Origin of the sequence: Luteibacter sp. 329MFSha (genome assembly GCF_900111665.1) — a bacterium.
Classification (GTDB): domain Bacteria; phylum Pseudomonadota; class Gammaproteobacteria; order Xanthomonadales; family Rhodanobacteraceae; genus Luteibacter.
The window spans coordinates 430116-452362 of record NZ_FOJE01000001.1 but is presented as its reverse complement, the minus strand read 5'-3'; the positions used below and the strand labels follow the sequence as shown (position 1 = coordinate 452362).

General features: G+C 68.1%; 23 protein-coding genes. 8 read left to right on the top strand and 15 right to left on the bottom strand.

The window, feature by feature from the left end; translation table 11 throughout:
- Positions 1-8 precede the first annotated feature (8 nt).
- The 3 genes from BMW54_RS02040 to BMW54_RS02030 form a co-directional block, all read right to left on the bottom strand.
- Positions 9-1214 (bottom strand): argininosuccinate synthase, encoded by a 1206-nt coding sequence (locus tag BMW54_RS02040; RefSeq protein ID WP_090052558.1) that lies wholly within the window; start codon positions 1212-1214, stop codon positions 9-11.
- A gap of 43 nt (positions 1215-1257) precedes the next feature.
- Complete coding sequence (locus BMW54_RS02035) at positions 1258-2289, bottom strand: N-acetylornithine carbamoyltransferase (protein WP_090052557.1); 1032 nt, start codon at positions 2287-2289, stop codon at positions 1258-1260.
- Positions 2290-2658: 369 nt separating this feature from the next.
- Positions 2659-3216 carry a glycine zipper 2TM domain-containing protein gene (locus BMW54_RS02030; protein WP_090052555.1) on the bottom strand — a complete coding sequence of 186 codons (558 nt, stop codon included), beginning with the start codon at positions 3214-3216 and terminating at the stop codon, positions 2659-2661.
- A 224-nt stretch (positions 3217-3440) separates the two neighbouring features.
- Between BMW54_RS02030 and cysS the strand changes: the two genes are divergently transcribed.
- Positions 3441-4820, top strand: coding sequence for a cysteine--tRNA ligase (gene cysS / locus BMW54_RS02025; protein ID WP_090052553.1), 1380 nt, complete (start codon positions 3441-3443; stop codon positions 4818-4820).
- The gene (locus tag BMW54_RS02020) at positions 4817-5251 is read left to right on the top strand and encodes a SufE family protein (RefSeq protein WP_090052551.1); all 435 of its coding nucleotides are present in this window, start codon (positions 4817-4819) and stop codon (positions 5249-5251) included. The genes cysS and BMW54_RS02020 overlap by 4 nt, the downstream gene beginning before the upstream one ends.
- A 130-nt stretch (positions 5252-5381) precedes the next feature.
- Here the strand turns inward: BMW54_RS02020 and dksA are convergent, their stop codons facing one another.
- Entirely contained in the window at positions 5382-5870 is a 489-nt protein-coding gene (gene dksA / locus BMW54_RS02015) for an RNA polymerase-binding protein DksA (protein ID WP_090052550.1), read from the bottom strand.
- Positions 5871-6621: 751 nt separating this feature from the next.
- Between dksA and yidD the strand changes: the two genes are divergently transcribed.
- From yidD to BMW54_RS02000, 3 genes are read left to right on the top strand one after another with little or no spacing between them, the layout of a single operon-like run.
- Positions 6622-6828: a membrane protein insertion efficiency factor YidD gene (gene yidD / locus BMW54_RS18950; protein WP_254779219.1), complete on the top strand. Its 207-nt coding sequence runs from the start codon at positions 6622-6624 to the stop codon at positions 6826-6828.
- Positions 6821-8161, top strand: a complete 1341-nt coding sequence (locus tag BMW54_RS02005) for a dihydroorotase (protein ID WP_090052548.1) — start codon at positions 6821-6823, stop codon at positions 8159-8161. The genes yidD and BMW54_RS02005 overlap by 8 nt, the downstream gene beginning before the upstream one ends.
- Positions 8158-8949, top strand: a complete 792-nt coding sequence (locus tag BMW54_RS02000; RefSeq protein ID WP_090052546.1) for a M23 family metallopeptidase — start codon at positions 8158-8160, stop codon at positions 8947-8949. Before BMW54_RS02005 ends, BMW54_RS02000 begins: the two co-directional genes overlap by 4 nt.
- A 108-nt stretch (positions 8950-9057) precedes the next feature.
- On the opposite strand, the gene folE2 is transcribed toward BMW54_RS02000, so the two are convergent.
- The 6 genes from folE2 to efp all read right to left on the bottom strand — a co-directional run bounded on the left by folE2 (position 9058) and on the right by efp (position 14331).
- On the bottom strand, positions 9058-9984 hold the full coding sequence (gene folE2, locus BMW54_RS01995; RefSeq protein ID WP_090052545.1) for a GTP cyclohydrolase FolE2: 927 nt from the start codon (positions 9982-9984) through the stop codon (positions 9058-9060).
- 96 nt (positions 9985-10080) lie between these two features.
- Positions 10081-10917, bottom strand: a complete 837-nt coding sequence (locus tag BMW54_RS01990; RefSeq protein WP_090052543.1) for a squalene/phytoene synthase family protein — start codon at positions 10915-10917, stop codon at positions 10081-10083.
- Positions 10914-11594 carry a phosphoglycolate phosphatase gene (gene gph, locus BMW54_RS01985; protein WP_090052541.1) on the bottom strand — a complete coding sequence of 227 codons (681 nt, stop codon included), beginning with the start codon at positions 11592-11594 and terminating at the stop codon, positions 10914-10916. Before gph ends, BMW54_RS01990 begins: the two co-directional genes overlap by 4 nt.
- The gene (gene ubiG / locus BMW54_RS01980; RefSeq protein WP_090052539.1) at positions 11591-12295 is read right to left on the bottom strand and encodes a bifunctional 2-polyprenyl-6-hydroxyphenol methylase/3-demethylubiquinol 3-O-methyltransferase UbiG; all 705 of its coding nucleotides are present in this window, start codon (positions 12293-12295) and stop codon (positions 11591-11593) included. Before ubiG ends, gph begins: the two co-directional genes overlap by 4 nt.
- Before the next feature lie 23 nt (positions 12296-12318).
- Positions 12319-13656: a TRZ/ATZ family hydrolase gene (locus BMW54_RS01975; RefSeq protein WP_090052537.1), complete on the bottom strand. Its 1338-nt coding sequence runs from the start codon at positions 13654-13656 to the stop codon at positions 12319-12321.
- A gap of 93 nt (positions 13657-13749) precedes the next feature.
- Positions 13750-14331 carry an elongation factor P gene (gene efp / locus BMW54_RS01970; RefSeq protein ID WP_090052535.1) on the bottom strand — a complete coding sequence of 194 codons (582 nt, stop codon included), beginning with the start codon at positions 14329-14331 and terminating at the stop codon, positions 13750-13752.
- An 87-nt stretch (positions 14332-14418) separates the two neighbouring features.
- Here efp and epmB point away from each other — a divergent pair, with 87 nt between their 5' ends.
- Positions 14419-15444, top strand: a complete 1026-nt coding sequence (epmB, locus tag BMW54_RS01965; protein WP_090052534.1) for an EF-P beta-lysylation protein EpmB — start codon at positions 14419-14421, stop codon at positions 15442-15444.
- Positions 15445-15544: 100 nt separating this feature from the next.
- Positions 15545-17611, top strand: a complete 2067-nt coding sequence (locus BMW54_RS01960; protein ID WP_090052533.1) for an EAL domain-containing response regulator — start codon at positions 15545-15547, stop codon at positions 17609-17611.
- Between the two features lie 126 nt (positions 17612-17737).
- Here BMW54_RS01960 and rplS read toward each other — a convergent pair whose 3' ends face one another.
- From rplS to ffh, 5 genes are all read right to left on the bottom strand, one after another.
- Positions 17738-18139 carry a 50S ribosomal protein L19 gene (gene rplS / locus BMW54_RS01955; RefSeq protein ID WP_090052532.1) on the bottom strand — a complete coding sequence of 134 codons (402 nt, stop codon included), beginning with the start codon at positions 18137-18139 and terminating at the stop codon, positions 17738-17740.
- Between the two features lie 48 nt (positions 18140-18187).
- Positions 18188-18931 carry a tRNA (guanosine(37)-N1)-methyltransferase TrmD gene (trmD, locus tag BMW54_RS01950; protein WP_090052531.1) on the bottom strand — a complete coding sequence of 248 codons (744 nt, stop codon included), beginning with the start codon at positions 18929-18931 and terminating at the stop codon, positions 18188-18190.
- A 20-nt stretch (positions 18932-18951) separates the two neighbouring features.
- Positions 18952-19467: a ribosome maturation factor RimM gene (gene rimM, locus BMW54_RS01945; protein ID WP_090052529.1), complete on the bottom strand. Its 516-nt coding sequence runs from the start codon at positions 19465-19467 to the stop codon at positions 18952-18954.
- Positions 19467-19718 carry a 30S ribosomal protein S16 gene (gene rpsP / locus BMW54_RS01940; protein ID WP_029213716.1) on the bottom strand — a complete coding sequence of 84 codons (252 nt, stop codon included), beginning with the start codon at positions 19716-19718 and terminating at the stop codon, positions 19467-19469. The genes rimM and rpsP overlap by 1 nt, the downstream gene beginning before the upstream one ends.
- A gap of 132 nt (positions 19719-19850) precedes the next feature.
- Positions 19851-21230, bottom strand: a complete 1380-nt coding sequence (gene ffh / locus BMW54_RS01935) for a signal recognition particle protein (protein WP_090052526.1) — start codon at positions 21228-21230, stop codon at positions 19851-19853.
- A 113-nt stretch (positions 21231-21343) separates the two neighbouring features.
- Between ffh and ccsA the strand changes: the two genes are divergently transcribed.
- A complete protein-coding gene (ccsA, locus tag BMW54_RS01930) occupies positions 21344-22141 on the top strand; it encodes a cytochrome C assembly family protein (RefSeq protein ID WP_090052525.1) in 798 nt (265 codons plus the stop codon).
- Positions 22142-22247: the final 106 nt, after the last annotated feature.

Here is a 22247-nt window from a genome sequence, read left to right as displayed (position 1 = left end):
AGTCCGGATCAGTTCCCGTTCGCGCGGTCGACTTCCGCCCAGATGGTCGAGCTCATGCCGTAGAGCTTGATGAAGCCCTCGGCCTCCGCGACGCCCCAGTCGGCGGCCTGCGCGTAGGTGGCCTTCTTCGAATGCAGGATGTTCTTCGATTCGACCTTGACCGCGTAGACGGTGCCGCCGCGCGTCTCGATGACGACCTTGCCGTCGACCTTTCGCTGCGTCGACACGAGGTACGCCTCGAGGTCGGCCTTGATCGGGTCGTTGAAGAAGCCCTCGTACGCCACCTCGGTCCACTTGCGGCCGATCTCCGGCTTGAAGCGGTTCTGCTGCTTCGACAGCACGGTCTCCTCGAGCGCGCGATGCGCGGTGAGCAGCGCGGTCAGCGCCGGCGCCTCGAACACGATGCGGCCCTTCAGGCCGATGTTAGTGTCGCCGGTGTAGAGGCTGCGGCCGACGCCGTACTTCGCCAGCTCGCGGTTGAGGAAGCCGAGGATCTCGGGGCCCGACGCGGCCTTGCCGTTGAGCGACACGGCCGTGCCCTTCTCGAAGCCGAGCTCGATGCGCAGCGGTTCCACCGGCCATTCGGAGCGCGGCGCGCACCAGGCGACGGCGCCTTCTTCCGGAATTTCCCATGCGTCGATCTCGCCGCCCGAGATGGTCACGCCCAGCACGTTCTCGTTGATCGTGTAGTGCTTGGTCTTGGCGCGGACTTCGAAGCCCTTGTCCTCGAGGTACTTCTGCTCGTACGCGCGCACCTGCGTGTGCTCGCGCTGGATCTCGCGGATCGGCGCCACGATGGTGTAGTCGCCGAGGGCCTTCACGGTGAGGTCGAAGCGCACCTGGTCGTTGCCCATGCCGGTGCAGCCGTGCGCGAACAGCTTCGTGCCGAGTTCGTCGCAGCGCTCCAGCGACGCCTTCACGATCAGGTAGCGGTCCGAGACCAGCAGCGGGTACTGGCCCTGATAGAACTCGCCGGCCCAGATCAGCGGCGTGACGAAGGTGTCCCAGATCGCCTGGGCGGCGTCGACGGTGCGATGCGACGCGGCGCCGAGCTCGTGGGCGCGCTGCTCGATGTACTCGCGCTCCTCGGCCGACACGCCGCCCGTGTCCACGAAGACGGTGTGCACGGCGTAGCCGCGCTCGATCAGATAGGGAACGCAGAAGCTGGTGTCGAGGCCGCCCGAGAAGGCGAGGACGATATCGTTGCTGGACATGCGGGCTCCGAGGAAAAAGAGTGGGCTTGGCGGATGGGAAGGATCAGAAACCGAGGCCGGATGTCGTGCCCGGCTGGGAGATGAGGGACGCCATGACCGCCTTCTGCACGTGCAGGCGGTTCTCGGCTTCATCGATGGCGATGCAGGCCGGGGAATCCATCACCGCGTCCGTCGCCTTGACGTTCCGGCGCAGCGGGAGGCAATGACTGAAGAGGCCGTTGTCGGTCAGGGCCATCTTGGCCTCGTCGACGATGAAGTGCTTGTTGGCGTCGCGGATCGCCTTTTCCTCGTCCCAGCGGCCGAAGTACGGAATGGCGCCCCAGCTCTTCGCGTAGATCACGTGCGCGCCGCTGTAGGCCGACTCGATGTCGTGCGACACCTGCAGGGATCCGCCGTTTTCGCGGGCGTTGGTCCGGGCGAATTCCATGTAGCGCTCGTCGAGGATGTATTCGGGCGTCGGGCACAGCAGCGTGACGTCCATGCCCATCTTGGTGGCGATCAGCAGCGCCGAATTCGCCACCGCCGTGTTCAGCGGCTTCGGATGGTACGTCCAGGTCAGCACGTATTTCTTGTTCTGCAGATCCCCGAGATGCTCCTTCAGCGCCAGCGCGTGGGCCAGCTCCTGACAAGGATGGGTGATCGTCTCGAGGTTGATCACGGGCACCGTGGCGTAGCGCGCGAACGCGTTGAGCACCTTGTCCTGGCGATCGACGGACCAGTCGACGAACTTGGGAAACGCGCGGACCGCGATCAGGTCGACGTAGCGCGAAAGCACGCGCGCCACCTCGGCGATGTGCTCTTCCGTGTCGCCGTCCATCACCGAACCGACCTCGAACTCGATCGGCCAGGCGTCCTTGCCCGGGGACAGCACGATCGCATGACCGCCCAGCTGGAACGCGCCCAGCTCGAAGCTCGTCCGCGTCCGCATCGACGGGTTGAAGAACATCAGCGCGATCGACTTGCCGGCCAGCTGCTGGCCCTGCGGCGACCGCTTGAACGCGGCGGCCTGCTCGAGCAGCGCGTCGATCTCGGCGCGGCTGTAGTCCTGGGTGGAGAGGAAATGGCGAACGGTCATGGCGGTCCAGATCGGTCGGTGGCCCGGGGGCCGTGGTGGAAAGGAGGAATCGGAAACGAAAAAACCCGGCGCATGGCCGGGTTTTTTAGTCGGTACGAATGAAACGCGCGCGACAGCCTACCCGGCCGAGTATCCGATGTACGGTCGACGAGCACGCGACGTCATCCCCGCGGCCATACGGGCGCTGGTCAGGACGATCGCGGTGTAGACGGTGTGGGACACAGGGTCGGAGCCTTGAAAGGAACGCCGATGATGCCGGGTATTGGTGCGGCGCGCAATGGGTGGGCGGTAAGGCGGGCGTGGTGGCCGGCCCCGGAAACGAGAAGGCCACGGTTCCCCGTGGCCTTCCGTCGCGCCGCGTCGCCCGCCTCAATCCGCCGGCGAGACGTTCACCCGGACCCGCAGGCGCTCGCCCGGATCGTAGTTCAGGCGGGACACGTAGACCTCGCCGCGGTAGCGGTACTCGACGTCGTAGCCCGCGATGCGGCGCTGCTCGGAGATCGAGCTGACGTCGCGGCAGCGGGTTTCGGTGCTTTCGTACGTGCGGTCGCCGCTGCGGGAGATGTTGTTGCCGACGGCGCCGCCGGCGACCGCGCCGACCACGGTCGCGGCCTTGCGGCCGTCGCCCTTGCCGACGGTGTTGCCGAGCACGCCGCCCACGACGGCGCCCAGGATCGTGCCGGCCGTGGAGTTACCACTGGATTCGCGGCGGACCACCGGCTGGTCGTAGCACTCCTGGCGCGGCGTTTCGACACGCGCGACGCCGTACACCGGATCGACGCGCAGCACGTCGGCCCAGCCGAAATGGGTGTTGTCGTCCGGACCGGCCGGCGGCGGACCCGGCGGCGGGCCATAGCGTCCGTCCTGGGCGCTGGCACCGGTGGCGAAAACCGCGAGGATGAGCGCGGGGATGAGCAGGCGAGACATGTAGGTAAACCTCCAGGCAGGTGCACAGGCGCGCCCGCTGGCGAGCATTTCATCAAGATCACGCTGAATCCACGCTTAGAAGGGCCTGAGAAAAAGGGCGTCCTCCATGTCAACCGATTCGCCCCCCGCGCGTGCAAGGCACGCCGACCCGCCCCAGAACGGGGCCATCCCTTGCTACTATCTCCGGCCGGTCACCCGAAGCGCGCTGCCCCCACGGAACCTCGATGCCGATCTCGCTCTACAACACCCTTTCGCGCCGCACGGAGGCGTTCGCCCCCCTGGATCCGCAGCGGGTGACGATGTACGTCTGTGGGCCGACCGTCTACAACTACATCCACATCGGCAACGCGCGGCCTCCGGTCGTGTTCGACGTCCTGGTCAAGCTGCTGCGCCGGCATTTCCCGCACGTGGTGTATGCCCGCAACATCACGGACGTCGACGACAAGATCAACAAGGCGGCCGCCGCCGCGGGCGTGCCCATCGCCCAGATCACCGAGCGCTTCGCCCAGGCGTACCGCGAGGACACCGCCCGCCTCGGCGTGGCGCCCCCGGACGTCGAGCCGCACGCCACGGACCACATTCCCCAGATCGTGGCGATGATCGAGCGCCTGATCGCCACCGGGCACGCGTACGAGGCCGAAGGGCACGTGCTGTTCCACGTCGAGTCCTTCCCCGCCTACGGCGCGCTGTCGGGCCGCGATCCCGACGAGCTCCTCGCCGGCGCGCGCGTGGAGGTCGCTCCCTACAAGAAGAGCCCGGGCGACTTCGTGCTCTGGAAGCCGTCCGACGACACCCTGCCCGGCTGGGACAGCCCGTGGGGCCGTGGCCGACCCGGCTGGCACATCGAGTGCTCCGCCATGAGCGAGGCCCACCTCGGCGACACCATCGACATCCACGCCGGTGGTGTCGACCTGACGTTCCCGCACCACGAGAACGAGATCGCCCAGAGCATGTGCGCCCACGGCGGCAAGACGTTCGCCCGCTTCTGGCTGCACAACGGCATGCTGACCTTCGACGGCCGCAAGATGTCGAAGTCGCTCGGCAACGTGCTCCAGCTGCACGAGCTGCTCGGCAAGCACCCCGGCGAGGCCCTCCGACTGATGCTGCTGCGCGGCCATTACCGCCAGCCGCTGGACTGGTCGGACGCGGCGATGACGCAGTCCGTGCGCACGCTCGACGGCTGGTACGGCGTGCTGCGCGACATGGCCGACGTCGTTGCGGGCGATCCCGTCGTGCCGGCGGCGGTCGAGGCCGCGCTATGCGACGACCTGAACACGCCTCAGGCGCTGGCGGAGCTCTCGCAGCTCGCCGATGCGGCCCGTCGCGCCACGGGCGGCGAGCGCGCGGCCGCCAAGGCCGCGCTGATCGGCGGCGGCGCGCTGCTGGGCCTGCTCCAGCAGGACCCGGAAGCCTGGTTCCGGCAGGGCAATACCGGCGAGGAGATCGACGCCGCCGCGATCGAGGCGCTCCTCGAGGAGCGCCGCGCGGCCCGCGCGGCAAAGGACTTCGCCCGTTCGGACGCCATCCGCGACCAGCTCAAGGAGCTGGGCATCGCGATCGAGGACGGTGCGCAGGGCACGCGCTGGAGCGTGGTGAAGGCATGAGCACGCCTCTCGAACCCACCGCCCTCGACGCCCAGGCCGCCATCGCCGAGGAGTTCGCCTTTTTCGGCGACTGGACGGAGCGCTACCAGTACCTGATCGACCTCGGCCGGCAGCTGCCGCCCTTCCCGGACGATCGCAAGACCGAAGAGAACCGCGTCCACGGCTGCCAGTCGATGGTGTGGCTGATCCCCTCGGGCGACGCATCGAAGATGCACTTCGATGCCGCGAGCGATTCGGCGATCGTTTCCGGCCTCATCGCGCTGGTCCTGCGGGTGTACTCCGATCGCCCCGCGCAGGAGATCGTCGATACGCCGCCCGATTTCATCCAGCAGATCGGGCTGGCCAAGCATCTGTCGCCGACGCGGTCCAACGGGCTCGCAGCGATGCTGGCGAGGCTGAAAGCGTACGCGGCGGAGGCTCTGGGGCACTGACGGGTTCGCTCGATCGCTCCGTCGGCCCGCCGCCGCGGGATCGCCGATGCGATCGGCTCCCGTCCGGCTCACGGCAGTTAAAAAAAAGCCCCGCGATGCGGGGCTTTTTCATGGCGAAGCCGGAAAGGCTTCAGTCGCCCATCTGCTTCTGCAGGTGCTCGCGGCGCTCCTGCGCATCGAGCGAGAGCGTGGCGATCGGGCGCGCGTCGAGACGGTCCACGCCGATTTCCTCATCGGTCTCCTCGCAGAAGCCGTAGCGGCCTTCCTCGATGCGGCGCAGCGCCTTGTCGATCTTGGAGATCAGCTTGCGGTAGCGGTCGCGTGTGCGCAGCTCGAGCGAGTTTTCCGTCTCGCGGGTGGCGCGCTCGGCTTCGTCGCCCACGTCGCGGACTTCCTCGCGGAGGTTGTCCATCGTCTGGCGCGACTCCTCGACGAGCTGCTCGCGCCAATCCTTCAGCTTGTTGCGGAAGTAGGCGAGCTGGCGAGGATTCATGTACTCCTCGTCGTCGTTCGGGCGATAGCCCTTCGGCAGGTCGATGATGGTGGAAGCGGGCAGCGCGTAGCGGCCGTCTTCGCGCGTGATGCCGTTGTCGGCGGAATTGGGGGCAGTGCTGTTCATGCTGGCTTGCGCGGACTTCTCGGTTCTGGATGAGGATTCGCCACCCACCGCGGACGCCGTCCGGGGCGGTGTGGCGGCAACGGCCGATGCCTTGCGACCCGTGTCGGGCGCGGGTACGGCCGCCGCGGCGGTCTTGGCCGCCGGCTTCGGCGCCGGGGCGGGTGCGGCCTTCGGGGCCGCGGGTGTCTTGCTGGCGGACTTCGCGGGTGCCGCCTTGGTCGTGGCGACCGGCGCGGCCTTGGCCGGTGCCGGCTTTGCCGTGGTCTTGCTGGTGGCCTGCGGCGCTTCCTTCTTCGCGGCGGCGGCCTTCTTCACCGGAGCCGCCTTCGCGACCGGCTTCTTCGCGACGGCCTTCGTCGCCGGCGCGGCAGCGGCCTTCTTCGCGGGCGCGGCCGCCTTCTTGGCCACCGGCTTCGCGGCGCTCTTCGTGGCGGGCTTCGCCGCGGCGCGCACGGCGGCCTTCGCCGGCGCCTTCGTCGCCTTCGCCCCGGCCACGACTTTCCCTGTCTTCTTCACGTCGCCTGCCCCGCCCTTCTTGGCGGCGCCTTTGGCGGCTGCGGAACTACGAGCGTTTTTCGCCATATCCTTCACCTCGGTAGCCGTGGCGGCGGGGTGTTATAGCCCAGATGCGTTACCCCAGCAACCTATCTTCTGGGATACTGTGCATTGGCCTACGCCGGTCGACACCGGACCCACAGTGACCCGCCTCCTCCTATTCCTGTTGTCCTTCTACAAGCGGTGGCTGAGCCCGATGCTGGGAGCCCGCTGCCGCTTCCACCCATCCTGTTCCGATTATGCACGCGTTGCCATAGCGCGCTTCGGTCCGTTGCGCGGCGGCACCCTCGGCGCCTGGCGCCTGTTGCGCTGCCAGCCGATGTGCGCCGGCGGCCACGATCCCGTTCCCGATCACTTCGTCCTGCGCCGCTGCGGCGCCCAAGGAGCACATACCCATGACTGATGCCTGGCTCATCAAGAACGCCGAACTCGTCAACGAGGGCAAGCGGTTCGTCGCCGACCTCCGCGTCCGTGACGGAAAAATCGCGACCATCGCGCAGAACCTGGAAAAGGAACGTGACGAGCAGGTGATCGACGCCACGGGCCTGTGGCTGCTTCCCGGCATGATCGACGACCAGGTGCACTTCCGCGAGCCGGGTCTAACGCAGAAGGCCGACATCGCGCACGAATCGCGCGCCTGCGCCGCCGGCGGCATCACCAGCTTCATGGAGATGCCCAACACGAAGCCGCCCGCGCTCGACCGCGAATCGCTCGAGAACAAGTACGACATCGCGGCCGGTTCGTCCGTGGTCAATTACGCGTTCTACATGGGTGCGAGCAACGACAACCTCGAGGCGATCCGGGCACTCGACCCGAAGGCGGCCCCGGGCGTGAAGGTGTTCATGGGTGCGTCCACCGGCAACATGCTGGTGGACAACCCGGAGACGCTCGACGGCATCTTCCGCGACACCCCGGTACCGATCATCACGCACTGCGAAGACACCCCGATGATCGACGCGAACCTCGCGAAGGCCCACGAGAAGTACGGCGAGGACATCCCGGCGTGGGAGCACCCGAACATCCGCTCGCGCGAGGCCTGCATCAAGTCCACGCGTCTCGCGATCTCGCTCGCGAAGAAGCACGACACCCGCCTGCACGTGCTGCACATCTCGACCGCCGACGAGCTCGCGCTGTTCGAGCCGGGCCCGATCGAGGGCAAGCGCATCACGGCCGAGACCTGCGTGCACTTCCTCCATTTCGGCGGCAAGGCCGATTACGACGAGAAGGGCTTCCTCATCAAGTGCAATCCCGCGATCAAGGAGGAAGCCGATCGCGAGGCCATCACGAAGGCGCTGGCCGAGGGCCGGCTTGACGTCCTCGCTACGGACCATGCGCCGCACCTGCTCGAGGAAAAGGAGCAGAAGTACGACAAGGCTCCCTCCGGCCTGCCGCTCGTGCAGTTCGCTCTGCAGGCCGCCCTGCAGCGCGTGACCGAGGGCAGGCTCACCCTGGAGCGCATCGTGGAGACGGTCTGCCACAATCCGGCGAAGCTCTTCAACGTCGAGAACCGCGGCTTCCTTCGCGAAGGCTATGCCGCGGATCTCGTGCTCGTCGATCCGAACAAGCCGCACACCGTGACGCGCGAAGAGGTGCTGTCCAAGTGCGGCTGGTCGCCGTTCGAGGGTTACACCTTCAGCAGCAGCATCGCGTCGACGTTCGTCAACGGACAGCGCGTTTTCGACGGCAAGACGGTGGACGGAAACGTTCGCGGCCAGCGCCTGACCTTCGATCGATGAGAAGAATCGTAGCGGCGCTCGCCGCGGCGGCGATGGCTGGCACGGCGCTCGCCGCCGTGCCCGACCTTCCCGCCACCGTCTCGCAAGGCGCGCTGGTGATCGGCCACGTGGCGCCCGGCACGAAGGTCGCCGTCGCCGGCAAGCCGGTGCACGTCGGCGACGACGGCGTCTTCGTCTTCGGCGTGGGCCGCGACGAGCAGGGTCCGGTGGCCGTGACGCTCGGCACGACGACGCGAAGCGTGGCCGTCACCCCTCGCGACTGGCCCATCGAGCGCGTGGAAGGCGTGCCGCCGAAGACGGTCAATCCGCCCCCGGCCATCGCGGCGCGCATCGAACGCGAACAGGCGTCGGTGGTCGCCGCGCGCAACCGCGACGACGACCGCGAGGACTTCGCGAAAGGCTTCGTCTGGCCGGTGACGGGGCGGATCAGCGGCCGCTTCGGCAACCAGCGGATCTACAACGGCGATCCGAAGGCGCCGCATTCGGGCATGGACATCGCGGTACCGGAAGGCACGCCGGTGAAGGCGCCCGCGGCGGGCGTGATCACGTTCGCGAACCCCGACCTCTACCTGACCGGTGGCACCGTGCTGCTCGATCACGGGTTCGGCCTGTCGTCGAACTTCCTGCATCTTTCACGGATCGACGTGAAGGTCGGTCAACGCGTCAGCCAGGGCGAGGTGATCGGTGCGGCCGGCAAGACGGGCCGCGCGACGGGACCGCACGTGCACTGGGGCTTCAACTGGTTCGGGGTGAGGCTCGATCCCCTGCTGTTGCCGGGGATCCGGTAGGAGCGCGCCCTGCGCGCGACATCCTTGAGAGCCGTGAGCTACAGAGCCCGAGCTCCTCGCGAAAAGATGTCGCGCGCAGGGCGCGCTCCTACGGTCCTGCGGTTCGCATTAGCGCTGCACCTTCGAAGCGAACGCCACCGCGTCGTGCGGATGCAGGCTTTCGTGGTGCGCCACGCGCAGGTGGAAGTCGGCGATGTTGCCGTCGTCCGAGAGGGCTTTCTGGATGCGGCGGGCGGCGTCTTCGCAGAACATCAGGTTCTGGCCGTTGGCCAGCGCGAAAGCCTGCTCGTCGGCACGCTTCACGGCGGTCTGCACCGGCGTGCCGAGCGCGTTCTCGACGTTGTCGATCATGCCGATCAGGTTGAACACGCCCTCGCCCGTCGGCTTGACGCGGATCGTCGCCGTGCTGCGTTGCGCGTGCGGCGTGGCGACGATGCCCTGCTCCGTGCCGAGCCAGGCGAGGATCGTCTCGCGGTCGAGCGGCTGGTCGGCGGCGAAGGTTTTCGCGAAGTTGTCCTGGATCAGCTGGCGCGACAGCGCGGCCGACGCCGGACACGTGGACGAATAGACGACGTCGGTGGTGATCTGCAGGCAGAACTCCGACCCGCTCAGGGTGGCGTCGATGGTGATCGGGTAGGCGCGCCATCCGCTGTTGTCGCTGCGCAGCGACTTGCGGCGCACCAGGTGCTCGAAACCGATGGTGATGCGCGCATGGTCGGACAGGCCTTCATGCGACGACAGGAACGATTCCAGCAGACCCCGCACGCCCGCGACCGTCAGCGGTCCCGCCGAGAGGGCGTCCGACACCAGCAGGTAGAGGCGCGACATGTGGATGCCGCGCGCTTCCGGCTTGGTGAGGTTCACGAACGCACCGACGCGGGCGCCCGTCGAGCGGACGTCGCCGTCACCGGCATCGAACGCGACGGGCATTTCCATGCCGTCCATGCCCACCCAGTCGAGTGTGCCGATGGCCAGGGCGTGTTCCTGCGAGGCGACATCGGGCAGCAGGCGGGTGGGGGAATCGTGGATGTACATGGGGAAGATCCTTGGGACGAGCCGTCGGCCGGCTTACGGTGACCGAGATGGGGGTCGCGTTGATTGGCTCAATGGCTCGCCGTGGAAACGATCCGTTCAGCCGAACCGGCCGGCGTGCCGGGCGGCGAGCCAGGCGCGGATCGCCGTGGCGGGACCCGTGCGCGCCTGGCGCCGGTGCAGTTCGGCGAACGGCTCGGCGGCGCGGGAGGCGGACTTCGCGGTGGCGAGCGCCGTGCGTCCTTCAACACCCCGGAAGGTACTCAAGGGTTCCGCCAGCGAGAGCGCCTCGCGCAGACCTTGCGCCAGCTCGGCGAGCTGCGCGCGGATCGCGTCGCGGCGCGCGGGCGAGTCGGCCTTGAGCTGCCCGCGGGACAGGCCATGCCGCGCCAGTCGCGACATCGGCAGGGGCAGTCGCTCGCGCTCGGCGTCGAGCTCGAGCCGGGACAGCGCGAACACGAGGTGCGCCAGCGTCGCCACGCGCGCGGCGGATTCCACCGGCGCGTCGACACCGAACCACCAGGCGTTCTCCAACGCCGCGAGCGCCCCGTGCAATCCGCGCGACGCGGCGACCTGCGCGGCGAAGTCCGACGAGGTGCCCTGCTCCAGTTGCGCCATCGCCGCGAGCACGGGAGCGATCCACAGCGCGGACGGCACCTGCTTCGCGCGCGGACTCGCGAACAGGGCCTTGGTGAGCGGATGGCGACCGCCGCTGGCCGCGGCGCCCGAAAGTTCCTCGGCCCACCACTGCAGCTTCGCGGCGGCCACCTGTGGCTCGCGGATGCCGTAGGCGGACGAGATCAGCTCCTGTTCGAGCGCCGCCAGCGCGACGCGTTCGTCGCGCGAGGCCTCGTCCACGAAACCGAGCGCGATCCGCTGCTGCGGCTGTACGGCCAACCACTTGTCGACGAAGTTCTGCGTGGCGCCGTCGCTCATGCCGCGAGCTCCTTCAGGCCGAGCAGCGCGGCGAGATCCGCGACGCCGTCCACGACGACATCGGCACCCCAGGTATCGGGATCGCCGCCGTCGAGGTACCCCCAACGCACGGCCACCGTGTACAGGCCCGCCGCGTTGCCGGCGAGCACGTCGCGACGGTCGTCGCCGACGAAGACCGAGCGCGCCGGGTCGCAGCCCGCGGTCGCGCAGGCGTGCAGCACCGGCGCAGGATCGGGCTTGCGGACGGGCAACGTATCGCCGGACACGACCGCCGCCGGCTTCCAGTGCGGCACCGCGCGCGGCAGCAGCGCGTCGGTGAGGAAGCCCGGCTTGTTCGTCACGATCCCCCAGCGGACGCCGGCCGCGTCGAGCCCGGCCAGCATGGCCTCCACGCCGTCGAACGCCGTGGTGTGGCTCGCCATGTCCGCTTCGTAGACTTCGAGGAAACGCGGCACGAGCGCCACAATCGCGTCCTCGTCGGCCGCGGGGAACGCCACGCCGAGCATCGCGCGCGAACCGCGCGAAACGACCTCGCGCACGCGCTCGAACGGCGGCGCGTCGACGCCCTGCTCCGCGCACAACACGGTCAGCGCGGCGTAAAGATCGCGCGCGCTGTCGAGCAGCGTGCCGTCGAGGTCGAAGAACACCCCGTCGGGCTTGAACGGCAGCGCGTTCATCCCACCTTCCTCGCCGCGAGCACGTAGTTCACGGAAGTGTTCCGCGAAAGACTCGCGTTGCGCGTGATCGGGTTGTACGCCAGACCCTGGATGTCCTCGAGCTCCAGCCCGAAGCGACGCAGCATCGCGGCCAGCTCGGACGGCTTGAGGAACTGCGCGTAGTGGTGCGTGCCACGCGGCAACAGGCGCATGAGGTACTCCGCGCCGACGATCGCCGCGCCGAACGCCGCCGGCGTGCGGTTGAGGGTGGAGAGGAACACCTGCCCGCCGGGCTTCACCATCGCCGCGAGGTCGCGCACGATCGCCAGCGGGTCGGGGACGTGCTCGATCATTTCCATGCAGCAGACGGCGTCGAACGATGCCGGCTCGGCCTCGGCGAGCTCGGTGGACGACTGCACGCGGTAGTCGACCTGGAGATTCGATTCGAACAGATGCAGCTTGGCGATCTGGATCAGCTTCTCGCCGAGGTCGATCGCGGTGACCTTCGCACCGGCGCGCGCCAGCGCCTCGCTGAGCAGGCCGCCGCCGCAGCCGATGTCGGCGACCTTCGCCCCGCGCAGCTCGACGCGGCCGCCGACGTAAGCCGCACGCACGGGATTGAGATCGTGCAGCGGGCGGGATTCACCGTCCGGATCCCACCAGCGTGCGGCGAGTTTTTCGAAGCGCGCGATCTCTTCCGCGCTGACGTTGGCGTTCTGCATGGTTGGGGACTCCATCGGTTCGTTCATGCCGGATCCGCCGCCGCGATGCGTTCGCGCCACGCGCGGGCTTTGGCGCGGATCGCCGCGCTGTCGATGCCCACGAGCTCGCCCGCGGACAGCTTGCGCGCGCCGTCGATCCAGACGTCGCTGACCTGGTGCCGCCCGGTGGCGTACACCAGCTGCGAGGCGACGTGGTACAGCGGCTGGGTTTCCAGCGCGTCGAGCCGCACGGCGACGAAGTCGGCGCGCTTGCCCGGCTCGATTGAGCCGATGCGGTCGCCCAGACCGATCGCCTTCGCGCCGTTGAGCGTGGCGGCACGCAGCGCGTAGGCGGCGTCGAAGGCGGCCGCGTCGCCGGCCACGGCCTTGGCGAGCAGCGCCGCGGTACGCATTTCGCCGAACATGTCGAGGTCGTTGTTCGACGCGCAGCCGTCGGTGCCGATGCAGACGTTGACGCCCGCGGCGCGCAGCTTCTCTGCGGGACAGAAGCCCGAGGCGAGCTTGAGGTTCGATTCCGGGCAATGCGCCACCGACGCGCCGGCTGCCGCGCACGCGGCGATCTCGTCGTCGGTCAGCTGGGTCATGTGAACCGCGACGAGGCGCTCGTTGACGAGTCCCAGCTTCTGCAGGCGCGCGAACGGACGGATGCCGTCCTTGGCCACGGCCTCCTCCACTTCCTGCGCGGTTTCGTGCGTGTGCAGGTGGATGGGAATGCCGAGTTCGGCGGCGAGATCGCGGATGCGCACGAAGTTATCGTCGGACACCGTGTACGGCGCATGCGGCACGAACGCGGTGGTCAGCAGCGACTCGCCGCGCAGGGACGCATGGACCTCGAGCGCGCGGTCGAAGTATTCGTCGGACGTCTTCGCCCACGCGGTCGGGAAGTCGATCACCGGCAGGCCGATGACGGCGCGGAAGCCCATCGAACGATACGTGGCCGCGATGACGTCCGGGAAGAAGTAGTTCTCGTTGGCGCAGGTGGTGCCGCCGCGGATCATCTCGGCCACGGCGAGTTCCACGCCGTCGCGGATGAAGTCCGGCCCCATCACGCGGCCTTCGGCGGGCCAGATGTGCTCCTGCAGCCAGGTCATCAGCGGCAGGTCGTCGGCGAGTCCGCGCAGCAGCGTCATCGGGTTGTGCGTGTGCGCGTTGACGAGGCCGGGAATCACCGCGTGCTCGGTCAGCTCGACGCGCTCGCGCGGCGCGAACGCGGTGCGCGCCTCGGCGATCGGCAGCACGGCCACGATCCGCCCGTCGCGCACGGCGACCGCGTGGTCGTCGAGCACGACGGCATGCGGCTCGACGGGGACGACCCAGCGGGCTTCGACGAGGAGATCGATCGGGGTGGGGCTTTCGCTCATGGGGGCCTCGGTGGGGAAGTCGGGAGCCTCATACAAGAACGGCACGGCGCCTTGGGCTGCCGTGCCGCTCCTGTCGGTCGAACGTGCGGAACCTTACTTGACGCGGCTGTCGTACTCGCCCGTGCGGGTATCGACCTTGATCACTTCGTCCTGGTTCACGAAGAGCGGCACGCGCACGACGGCGCCGGTCTCGAGCGTGGCCGGCTTGCCGCCACCGCCCGAGGTGTCGCCACGGACGCCCGGATCGGTCTCGACGATCTTCAGCTCGACGAACTTCGGCGCCTGCACCGCGATGATCTGCGTTTCGTTGAAGAGCGTGATCTGGCACTCCTCGTCACCCTTGAGCCACTTCCAGGCGTCGCCCATGGCGGCCAGGTTGGCGCGGTACTGCTCGAAGGTTTCCGAGTGCATGAAGACCCACTCGCGATCGTTGCCCGTGCCTTCGATGTACGAGAAGGTGGCGTCGGTGTCGACGGCGTTGGCCTCTTCGTACGAATCGCTCGACTTGAGCGTCAGTTCGGTGGTGCGGCCGTCCTTCAGGTTGCGCACGCGGATGCGCGTGAACGCCTGGCCCTTGCCCGGCTTGATGAAGTCGGCCTCGGTGATGACCCAGGGATCGCCGTTGTGAAGGATCTTCTTGCCCGTTTTGACGTCATTGAGGCCAAGGGTCGCCATGCGCTTTCTGCTCCAGAGTTAAATCCGCCCCGCTGGGCGGCTAAAATGGGGTCGTCACGGGCCCGCGGGCCCGATCCAAGGCCGCCAATGATAACCGCAAGCCCCACTTCCCGCCTATCGCCGCCCGTCCGGGACTGGCGCGAGCTCTGGCGGGAATCGTTCACGGACGCCGCCGCCCTGCTCGCGGCCGTCGGCCTCGCCGACCGCGCCGACCTCCTTCCGCCGGACGACGCCGGCTTTCCGCTGCGCGTGCCGCGCGGCTTCGCGGCGCGCATGCGCCATGGCGATCCGACCGATCCGCTGCTGCTGCAGGTGCTGCCGCGCCGCGCCGAGCACGATGACGCTCCCGGCTACTCGACCGACGCCGTCGGCGACATGGCGTCGAAGGCCGGCCATGGGATCCTGCACAAGTACGACGGCCGCGCCCTGCTCATCGCGAGCGGCAGCTGCGCCGTCAATTGCCGTTACTGCTTCCGCCGTCATTTTCCCTACGGCGATGAAATCGCGGCGGCGGGCCAATGGCGGGAGGCGCTCGCGCGCGTTCGCGAGGACACCTCGATCCGCGAGCTCATCCTGTCCGGTGGCGATCCCCTTTCGCTGGCGACCCACAAGCTCGAGGAACTGACCCGCGGCCTCGCGGACCTGCCCCACGTCATCCGGTTGCGCATCCACACGCGCCTGCCCGTGGTGCTCCCCGAGCGCGTCGACGACGCCTTCACGGACTGGCTCGCGGCGATTCCGCTGCAGAAGGTGGTCGTGCTGCATGCCAACCACGCCAACGAATTCGACGCGGCGGTCGACGCCGCCTGTGCCCGCCTGCGCGGGGCGGGCGCCACGGTGCTCAACCAGGCGGTCCTGCTGCGCGGGATCAACGACGAGGTGAAGACCCTCGCCGCGTTGTGCGAGCGATCGTTCGCGGCCGGCGTCCTGCCGTATTACCTGCACCAGCTGGACCGCGTGCAGGGCGCGGCCCATTTCGAAGTGGACGACGACCGGGCGGTCTGGCTCGTCGACGCCCTGCGTGCCCGCCTGCCCGGCTACCTCGTGCCCAGGCTGGTCCGCGAACTGCCTGGCGACCCGTCGAAGCGCCCTATTGCCGATTTCGCGCGTTAGTATGGTGACCTTCCGGTCAGCATGATCCGACCGGACCGCGCTGGGGGGAGCGGGCCGGCAAGCCGGTTCGCGGGATGGGCAAGCGGCAATTCGGAACGGCATGAAACACGACAACGTCATCAGGATTCTCTTCATCGAAAACTCGGTGGAAGACGCCGAGCTTTTGATCAATGTCTTGCGGAACGGCGGCATCGCCGTCCGCCCCGCGCGGGCGACCACGCCCGACGACATCCAGGCGGCGCTCGACGAGAGCATTCCCGACCTCGTGCTGATGAATCCCGGCGTGCCGGGCATCGACACGGCGACCACCATGCGCCAGCTCGACGCGAGCGGCCGCGACCTCGCGATGATAGCGGTGGTCGACAGCCTGGACGACGACACCATCGCCGACCTCTTCGCCGCCGGCGCACGCGGCGTGGCCCTGCGCAAACGCTCGGACCAGGTGCTCGCCGTCGTCCAGCGTGAATTCGAAGCGCTCTCCACGCGGCGCCAGGTGCGCCGGCTGGAAACCGCGCTGCGCGAGACGGAGCGCCGTTGCGACGCCCTGCTCGATTCGTCGCGCGACGCCATCGCCTACGTGCACGAAGGCATGCACGTCCGCGTGAACCAGGCTTACCTCGAAGCGTTCGGCTTCGCCGAGTTCGACGACATCATCGGCCTGCCGATCCTGGACCTCGTCGCCGGCACGCATGCGGACGACTTCAAGAACACGCTGCGCGGCCTGTCCAAGGGCGACAGGATCCCGCCGCCGATGGAGCTGCTCGCGCGGCGCGACGATGGCGGCACGTTCAAGGCGTCGGTCGAATTCGCGCATGCGACCTTCGAGGGCGAGGCCTGCCTGCAGATCGTCTTCCGGCAGCAGATGGTCGATGCGGCCCTTGTCGCGCAGCTCCAGCGCGACCCCGTCACCGGCCTCTACAACCGTTCGCGCACGCTCGAGTGCATCGACGAAGCGGTCGCTGCGGCGGCGGCCGGTCGCGCCGGCCAGGCCGTCCTGTTGGTGGAACCGGACAACTGGAAGGAAATCGTGGCCAGCGCGGGCATCGGCAACGCCGACCACCTGCTCGCGGCCCTCGCCGCCAAGGTCACGGAATCGATCGACCCCGACGAGGACATCGCCGGCGTGCTCGGCGACCACACCCTGGGCCTGATCCTCTCCCCGCGCGGCGACCTGGAGCACGCGGCGCTCACCGAGCGCCTGCGCACGACCATCGCGGAAACCATCTTCGACGCCGGCTCGCGCTCGCTCACCGTCACGATCACGATCGGCGGCACCCTGATCGCCGAGAAGAACGCCAATACGGAAGCCGTGCTCGACCAGGCCAGCGCCTGCCTGCGCGCGGCGCAGAACCAGGGCGGCAACCGGGTGGAACTGCACGACCCGAGCGCCCGCGAGAAAGCCGACGCCGAGCGCGAGCAGTACTGGCTCGACCTCGTGCGCGAGGCGCTGGCGCAGGACGGCCTGCGCCTCTACCACCAGCAAATCATCAGCCTGCAGGACGCCGCGGGCGAGTTCTACGAGATCCTCGTCCGTATGCGCGGCCCGAAGGGCGACGTGCTGCCGTCGTATTTCTTCCCGGTGGCGGAACGCAACGGCCTGCTCCCCGCGATCGACCGCTGGGTGCTGGGCCATGCCATCGACGCCCTCGCCCACCGCGAGAACGACGGCCTGACCACGACCTACTTCGTGAAGATGACGCTGCAATCGCTCGAAGACCCCGAGCTGCTGCCCTGGCTCGTCCGCCGGCTCGAGTCGGCGAAGCTACGCCGCAGCAGGCTGGTCATCGAGATGCCGGAGTCGAAGGTGCTCACGAGCCTGCGCCCCACGCAGGAATTCGTCGCGGGCTGGCGCAAGGCGGGTGGCGGCTTCGCGATCGAGCAGTTCGGATCGGGCCTCAACTCGTTCCAGATGCTCAACCACGTCGAGGCCGACTTCCTGAAGATCGACCGCAGCTTCATGACCGACCTGCCGCAGCATCCGGAGAACCAGAAGCGGATCGCCGAGATCTGCAAGGAAGGCCACGCGTCGGGCAAGCAGACGGTCGCCGAATGGGTCGAGGACGCCGTGAGCACCTCGCTGCTCTTCGCGGCCGGCGTCGACTTCATCCAAGGCAACTTCCTGCAGGAACCCGCGAAGGTGCTGGCCGAGGAATACATGCCGGTGTAGGAGCGCACCTGGGCGCGATGGGTGCTTGCGGCAAGCACCCATTGCGCCCAGGTGCGCTCCAACGACGGCGAAAACAAAAAAGCCCGCGATCGCTCGCGGGCTTTTTCGTGACCTTGCGGCGACCGATTACTCGGCGGCGGCAGCGGCGGCAGCCTTCTTCGCGACCTTGGCGGCAGCGGCGGCGGCGACGTCTTCCTTGATGCGGGCAGCCTTGCCTTCGAGGCCACGCAGGTAGTACAGCTTCGCGCCGCGGACCTTGCCCTTGCGCTTCACTTCGACCGAGTCGATCGCACGGCTGTGCGACTGGAACACGCGCTCGACGCCCGTGCCGTGCGAGATCTTGCGCACGGTGAAGGCGGAGTGCAGGCCGCGGCTGCGCTTGGCGATGACGACACCTTCGAACGCCTGGACGCGCTCGCGGTTACCTTCCTTCACCTTGACGTTGACGATCACGGTGTCGCCAGGACCGAAATCCGGCAGCTGGCGGGTGATCTGCTCGGCTTCGAACTGTTGGAGGAGTTTGTTCATGGCGCACCTGTCAATTTTTATTACGGCGGTCGATATCGGCCGCACCGTTTAACCGTGAAACTCACGGCGGAATTCATCCAGCAATGCTCTCGACTCATCGTCGAGCGCACGCTGCGTTAGCAGATCCGGCCGGCGCAGCCAGGTACGACCCAGCGACTGCTTGCGACGCCAGCGGCGAATGGCCGCGTGATCGCCGGAAAGCAGGACCTCCGGCACGCCACCCCATACATCGTGCTGCACGGGACGGGTGTAATGCGGGCAATCCAGCAGGCCATCCGAGAAGGAGTCCTGCTGGGCGGACTGCACGTCGTTCAACGCGCCTTCCTGTAGACGACCCACCGCATCGATGACCACCGCTGCGCCGAGTTCCCCGCCAGACAGCACATAATCGCCGATTGAAAGCTCTTCGTCGACCTCGTGCTCGATCAGGCGTTCGTCCACACCCTCGTAACGTCCGCAGATCAGGGCGATTCGCGGCATCTTCGCCAGCGCTTCCACCCGTTTCTGCGTCAGCCGCGCACCTTGCGGGCTGAGGTAAATCACATGCACCGGCTCCGGTGCCGCCGCCCGAACCGCGGCGAGCGTGGCTCGCAGGGGATCGATCAGCATCACCATGCCCGGTCCGCCCCCGAAGGGCCTGCCGTCCACGGTGCGATAGTTGTCGGTGGCGTAGTCGCGAGGGTTCCAGGCTTCCACCTGCAACAATTCGCGCTGCTGCGCCCTTCCGACCACCCCGATCGCGGCCGACTGGCGGACGAAATCGGGAAACAACGAAACCACGTCGATGCGCATGACCGTCCAGGCTTCGTCGATCAGAACTCGGGGTCCCAGTCCACCACGATGCGCCCGGCGACCAGATCGACCGAATGCACGTAGGGGCCCTGGATGAACGGGATCAGACGTTCCTTGTCGCCGTCCTTCGCCACCATGACGTCATTGGCGCCGGTGGCGAAAAGATGACTTACCCGACCCAGGCCGATGTTCTCCGTGGTGACGACCTCGAGGCCCTCGAGATCGGTCCAGTAGAACTCGCCTGGCGCGGGCGGCGGCAGCACGTCACGCGAGACCGTGATCTCGCAGCCGACGAGCGCCGCGGCCTGGTCGCGGTCCTCGATGCCCGGCAGGGTGGCGACGATGCCCTTACCCTGCGCGCGCCCGCGGACTCCGTTCATTTCCCGCTCCACGCCCGGCGCGGTGAGCAGCCATGGCTGGTAGCGGAAGATCTGGATGCGGGGCTCGGTCCAGCTTTCGAGCTTGACCTGACCCTGCACGCCATGGAGTCCGACAATGCGCCCGACCCGGACGCGTTTACCGGACTCCGTCGACATCAAGCAGCCAGCTTGCCGGCTTCCTTCACGAGGGCGCGGACCTTGTCGGTCAGCTGGGCACCCTTCGCGACCCAGGCCTGGACCTTGGCGACGTCGAGCTCGAGACGCTTGTCAGCGCCCGAAGCGACCGGGTTGTAGTAGCCGACGCGCTCGATGTTACGACCGTCGCGCGGGCTGCGCTGGTCGGTAACGACGACGTGATAAAACGGACGGCCCTTGGCGCCACCGCGCGAAAGACGAATCTTGACCATAAGTTACGAGCTCCAGAATGCCGCAGACCGGCAAGGCGCGCGCGAGAAGCGGGCGCGGTAAAGCCGGACATTTTAGCGAAAGTTTAGAAAAATGGAAGGGGTATCAGCCCCTTCCCGACTCATCGGGCCGCCTCAGCGCGGCGGCATCATCCCGCCCATGCCGCCCATGCCCTTCATGGCGCCCCGCATCTGACGGAGAAGGCCCTTGCTGCCGCCCTTGGACAGCTTGGACATCATCTTCTCCATCTGCATGAACTGCTTCAGCAGGCGGTTCACATCCGCCGGCTGCGTGCCGGAACCGCGCGCCACGCGGGCCTTGCGCGATCCGTTGAGGAGGTCGGGATGGCGACGCTCCTTCTTGGTCATCGAGCCGATGATCGCGACCATGCGCTTGAGCTCGTTGTCGTTGACCTTCGACTTGACGCTGTCCGGGATGCTCGACATGCCCGGCAGCTTGTCCATCAGCCCCGCGAGACCGCCCATGTTGCTCATCTGCTCGAGCTGGTCGCGCATGTCGTTGAGATCGAATCGCTTGCCCTTGATGACCTTCTCGGCCAGCTTCTGGGCCTTTTCCTGATCGACCTTGCGCTCGACTTCCTCGACCAGCGACAGGACGTCGCCCATGCCGAGGATGCGCTGGGCCACGCGATCCGGATGGAACGGCTCGAGGGCGTCGGTCTTCTCGCCGGCGCCGAGGAACTTGATCGGGCGGCCGGTGACGTAGCGCACCGAGAGCGCCGCGCCACCGCGGGCGTCGCCGTCCGTCTTGGTCAGCACCACGCCGGTGAGCGGCAGGGCTTCCGAGAACGCCTTGGCGACGTTGGCGGCGTCCTGGCCCGTCATGGAATCGACGACGAACAGGGTCTCGATCGGATCGAGCGCGCCGTGCAGCGCCTTGATCTCGGTCATCATCGCGTCGTCGACGTGCAGGCGGCCCGCCGTGTCGACCAGCAGCACGTCGATCACCTCGCGGCGAGCGGCGACCACGGCGGCCTTCGCGATCTCGACCGGATCCTGCCCGGCTTCCGACGGGAAGAACGACACGTCGACCTGGCCGGCGAGCGTGCGCAGCTGCTCGATGGCGGCGGGACGGTACACGTCGCAGCTGACCACCATCACGCGCTTCTTCTTGCGCTCCTTGAGGAAGCGCGCGAGCTTCGCGACCGTGGTGGTCTTGCCCGCGCCCTGCAGGCCGGCCATGAGCACGATCGCCGGCGGCTGGGCCGCGAGATTGAGCTCGGTGTTCGCCGCGCCCATCAGCGCGGTCAGCTCGTCGCTGACGACCTTGACCAGCGCCTGGCCCGGCGAAAGGCTCTTCAGCACTTCCTGGCCGACGGCGCGGACCTTCACGCGCTCGACGAGGGCTTTCACCACCGGCAGGGCCACGTCGGCCTCCAGCAGGGCGATACGCACCTCGCGCAGGGTTTCGCGGATGTTTTCCTCGGTCAGCCGGCCGCGACCACGCAGGCGGTTGACGGTGTCGGACAGGCGTTGGCTGAGCGATTCGAACATGGGGAATTCGGCATGAGATGCGGTGAATCCCGGATTATAGCTGGATAGCGGGCACGGCGAATGCCATCGTGTCGCATTCACGGTCGCGACCCGCTATGCCACACTGCGCGTCCATGATCGTCACCGCGCTCACCCTGGCCGCCATCGCGCTCTACCTGTCCGCCGCCGGCGTGCTCGCCCGGCCGCTGGCGACGGGCGGGCAGCCGCTCGCGCGCGTCGGCATGACGCTCGCCACGGGGGCCGCGCTGGCGCACGCCGCCGTGCTGCTGACCGCCCATCGGGGCACCCTCGACCTGCACTTCTTCGCGGCGCTCTCGCTCGTCGCCTGGATCGCCTCGGCGCTGACCCTCGTGGTCAACCTGTCGCGACCCGTCGCCGGGCTGGGGATACTCATCTTTCCGCTGTCCGCGGCCCTCGTCGCCATCGACGCCTTCCTGGCGCCGCGCACGGCGCCCGAATCGATGAGCTGGCAGATCGAGATGCACGTGACGATCGCGGTGTTCGCGTTCGGCATCCTCTCGATCGCCGCAGCGCTTGCCATCCTGCTCGCTATCCAGGAGCGCGCGCTGCGACGCAGCCGCTTCGGTCACTGGCTGCGCGCCCTGCCCCCGCTGACCCTCACCGAGGTGCTGCTGTTCCGGCTGATCGCCGTGGGCTTCGTGCTGCTGACCCTCACGCTCGTCACCGGCGCCCTGTTCGTGGGCGACCTGTTCGGCCAGCACCTCGTGCACAAGACCGTGCTCTCGATCATCGCGTGGATCGTGTTCGGCGTGCTGCTCTGGGGCCGCTGGCGCCACGGGTGGCGCGGCATCCGCGCCGTGTACCTCACGCTCGTGGGCATGGGCATCCTGCTGCTGGCGTTCTTCGGCACCAAGGCGGTACTGGAACTGATCCTTCACCGCACGCCCTGAAGCGCCACCCTCAGGCCTGGCCGCGACAGCGCTTGTGGGAGCGGACCTGGCCGCGATGGCTCTCGTTGGAGCGGACCTGGCCGCGACCGCCTTTCGCGACCGGCTG

Excerpts from the sequence above, each read along its gene's own strand:
- BMW54_RS02020 (WP_090052551.1), top strand. The coding sequence starts at position 4,817 with ATGAGCACGCCTCTCGAACCCACCGCCCTCGACGCCCAGGCCGCCATC.
- BMW54_RS02005 (WP_090052548.1), top strand. The coding sequence starts at position 6,821 with ATGACTGATGCCTGGCTCATCAAGAACGCCGAACTCGTCAACGAGGGC.
- ubiG (WP_090052539.1), bottom strand. The coding sequence starts at position 12,295 with ATGCAGAACGCCAACGTCAGCGCGGAAGAGATCGCGCGCTTCGAAAAA.
- dksA (WP_090052550.1), bottom strand. The coding sequence starts at position 5,870 with ATGAACAGCACTGCCCCCAATTCCGCCGACAACGGCATCACGCGCGAA.
- BMW54_RS02040 (WP_090052558.1), bottom strand. The coding sequence starts at position 1,214 with ATGTCCAGCAACGATATCGTCCTCGCCTTCTCGGGCGGCCTCGACACC.
- cysS (WP_090052553.1), top strand. The coding sequence starts at position 3,441 with ATGCCGATCTCGCTCTACAACACCCTTTCGCGCCGCACGGAGGCGTTC.
- BMW54_RS02000 (WP_090052546.1), top strand. The coding sequence starts at position 8,158 with ATGAGAAGAATCGTAGCGGCGCTCGCCGCGGCGGCGATGGCTGGCACG.
- ffh (WP_090052526.1), bottom strand. The coding sequence starts at position 21,230 with ATGTTCGAATCGCTCAGCCAACGCCTGTCCGACACCGTCAACCGCCTG.
- rimM (WP_090052529.1), bottom strand. The coding sequence starts at position 19,467 with ATGTCGACGGAGTCCGGTAAACGCGTCCGGGTCGGGCGCATTGTCGGA.
- ccsA (WP_090052525.1), top strand. The coding sequence starts at position 21,344 with ATGATCGTCACCGCGCTCACCCTGGCCGCCATCGCGCTCTACCTGTCC.
- yidD (WP_254779219.1), top strand. The coding sequence starts at position 6,622 with ATGCTGGGAGCCCGCTGCCGCTTCCACCCATCCTGTTCCGATTATGCA.
- epmB (WP_090052534.1), top strand. The coding sequence starts at position 14,419 with ATGATAACCGCAAGCCCCACTTCCCGCCTATCGCCGCCCGTCCGGGAC.
- BMW54_RS02035 (WP_090052557.1), bottom strand. The coding sequence starts at position 2,289 with ATGACCGTTCGCCATTTCCTCTCCACCCAGGACTACAGCCGCGCCGAG.
- BMW54_RS02030 (WP_090052555.1), bottom strand. The coding sequence starts at position 3,216 with ATGTCTCGCCTGCTCATCCCCGCGCTCATCCTCGCGGTTTTCGCCACC.
- efp (WP_090052535.1), bottom strand. The coding sequence starts at position 14,331 with ATGGCGACCCTTGGCCTCAATGACGTCAAAACGGGCAAGAAGATCCTT.
- rpsP (WP_029213716.1), bottom strand. The coding sequence starts at position 19,718 with ATGGTCAAGATTCGTCTTTCGCGCGGTGGCGCCAAGGGCCGTCCGTTT.
- trmD (WP_090052531.1), bottom strand. The coding sequence starts at position 18,931 with ATGCGCATCGACGTGGTTTCGTTGTTTCCCGATTTCGTCCGCCAGTCG.
- folE2 (WP_090052545.1), bottom strand. The coding sequence starts at position 9,984 with ATGTACATCCACGATTCCCCCACCCGCCTGCTGCCCGATGTCGCCTCG.
- rplS (WP_090052532.1), bottom strand. The coding sequence starts at position 18,139 with ATGAACAAACTCCTCCAACAGTTCGAAGCCGAGCAGATCACCCGCCAG.
- BMW54_RS01975 (WP_090052537.1), bottom strand. The coding sequence starts at position 13,656 with ATGAGCGAAAGCCCCACCCCGATCGATCTCCTCGTCGAAGCCCGCTGG.
- BMW54_RS01990 (WP_090052543.1), bottom strand. The coding sequence starts at position 10,917 with ATGAGCGACGGCGCCACGCAGAACTTCGTCGACAAGTGGTTGGCCGTA.
- BMW54_RS01960 (WP_090052533.1), top strand. The coding sequence starts at position 15,545 with ATGAAACACGACAACGTCATCAGGATTCTCTTCATCGAAAACTCGGTG.
- gph (WP_090052541.1), bottom strand. The coding sequence starts at position 11,594 with ATGAACGCGCTGCCGTTCAAGCCCGACGGGGTGTTCTTCGACCTCGAC.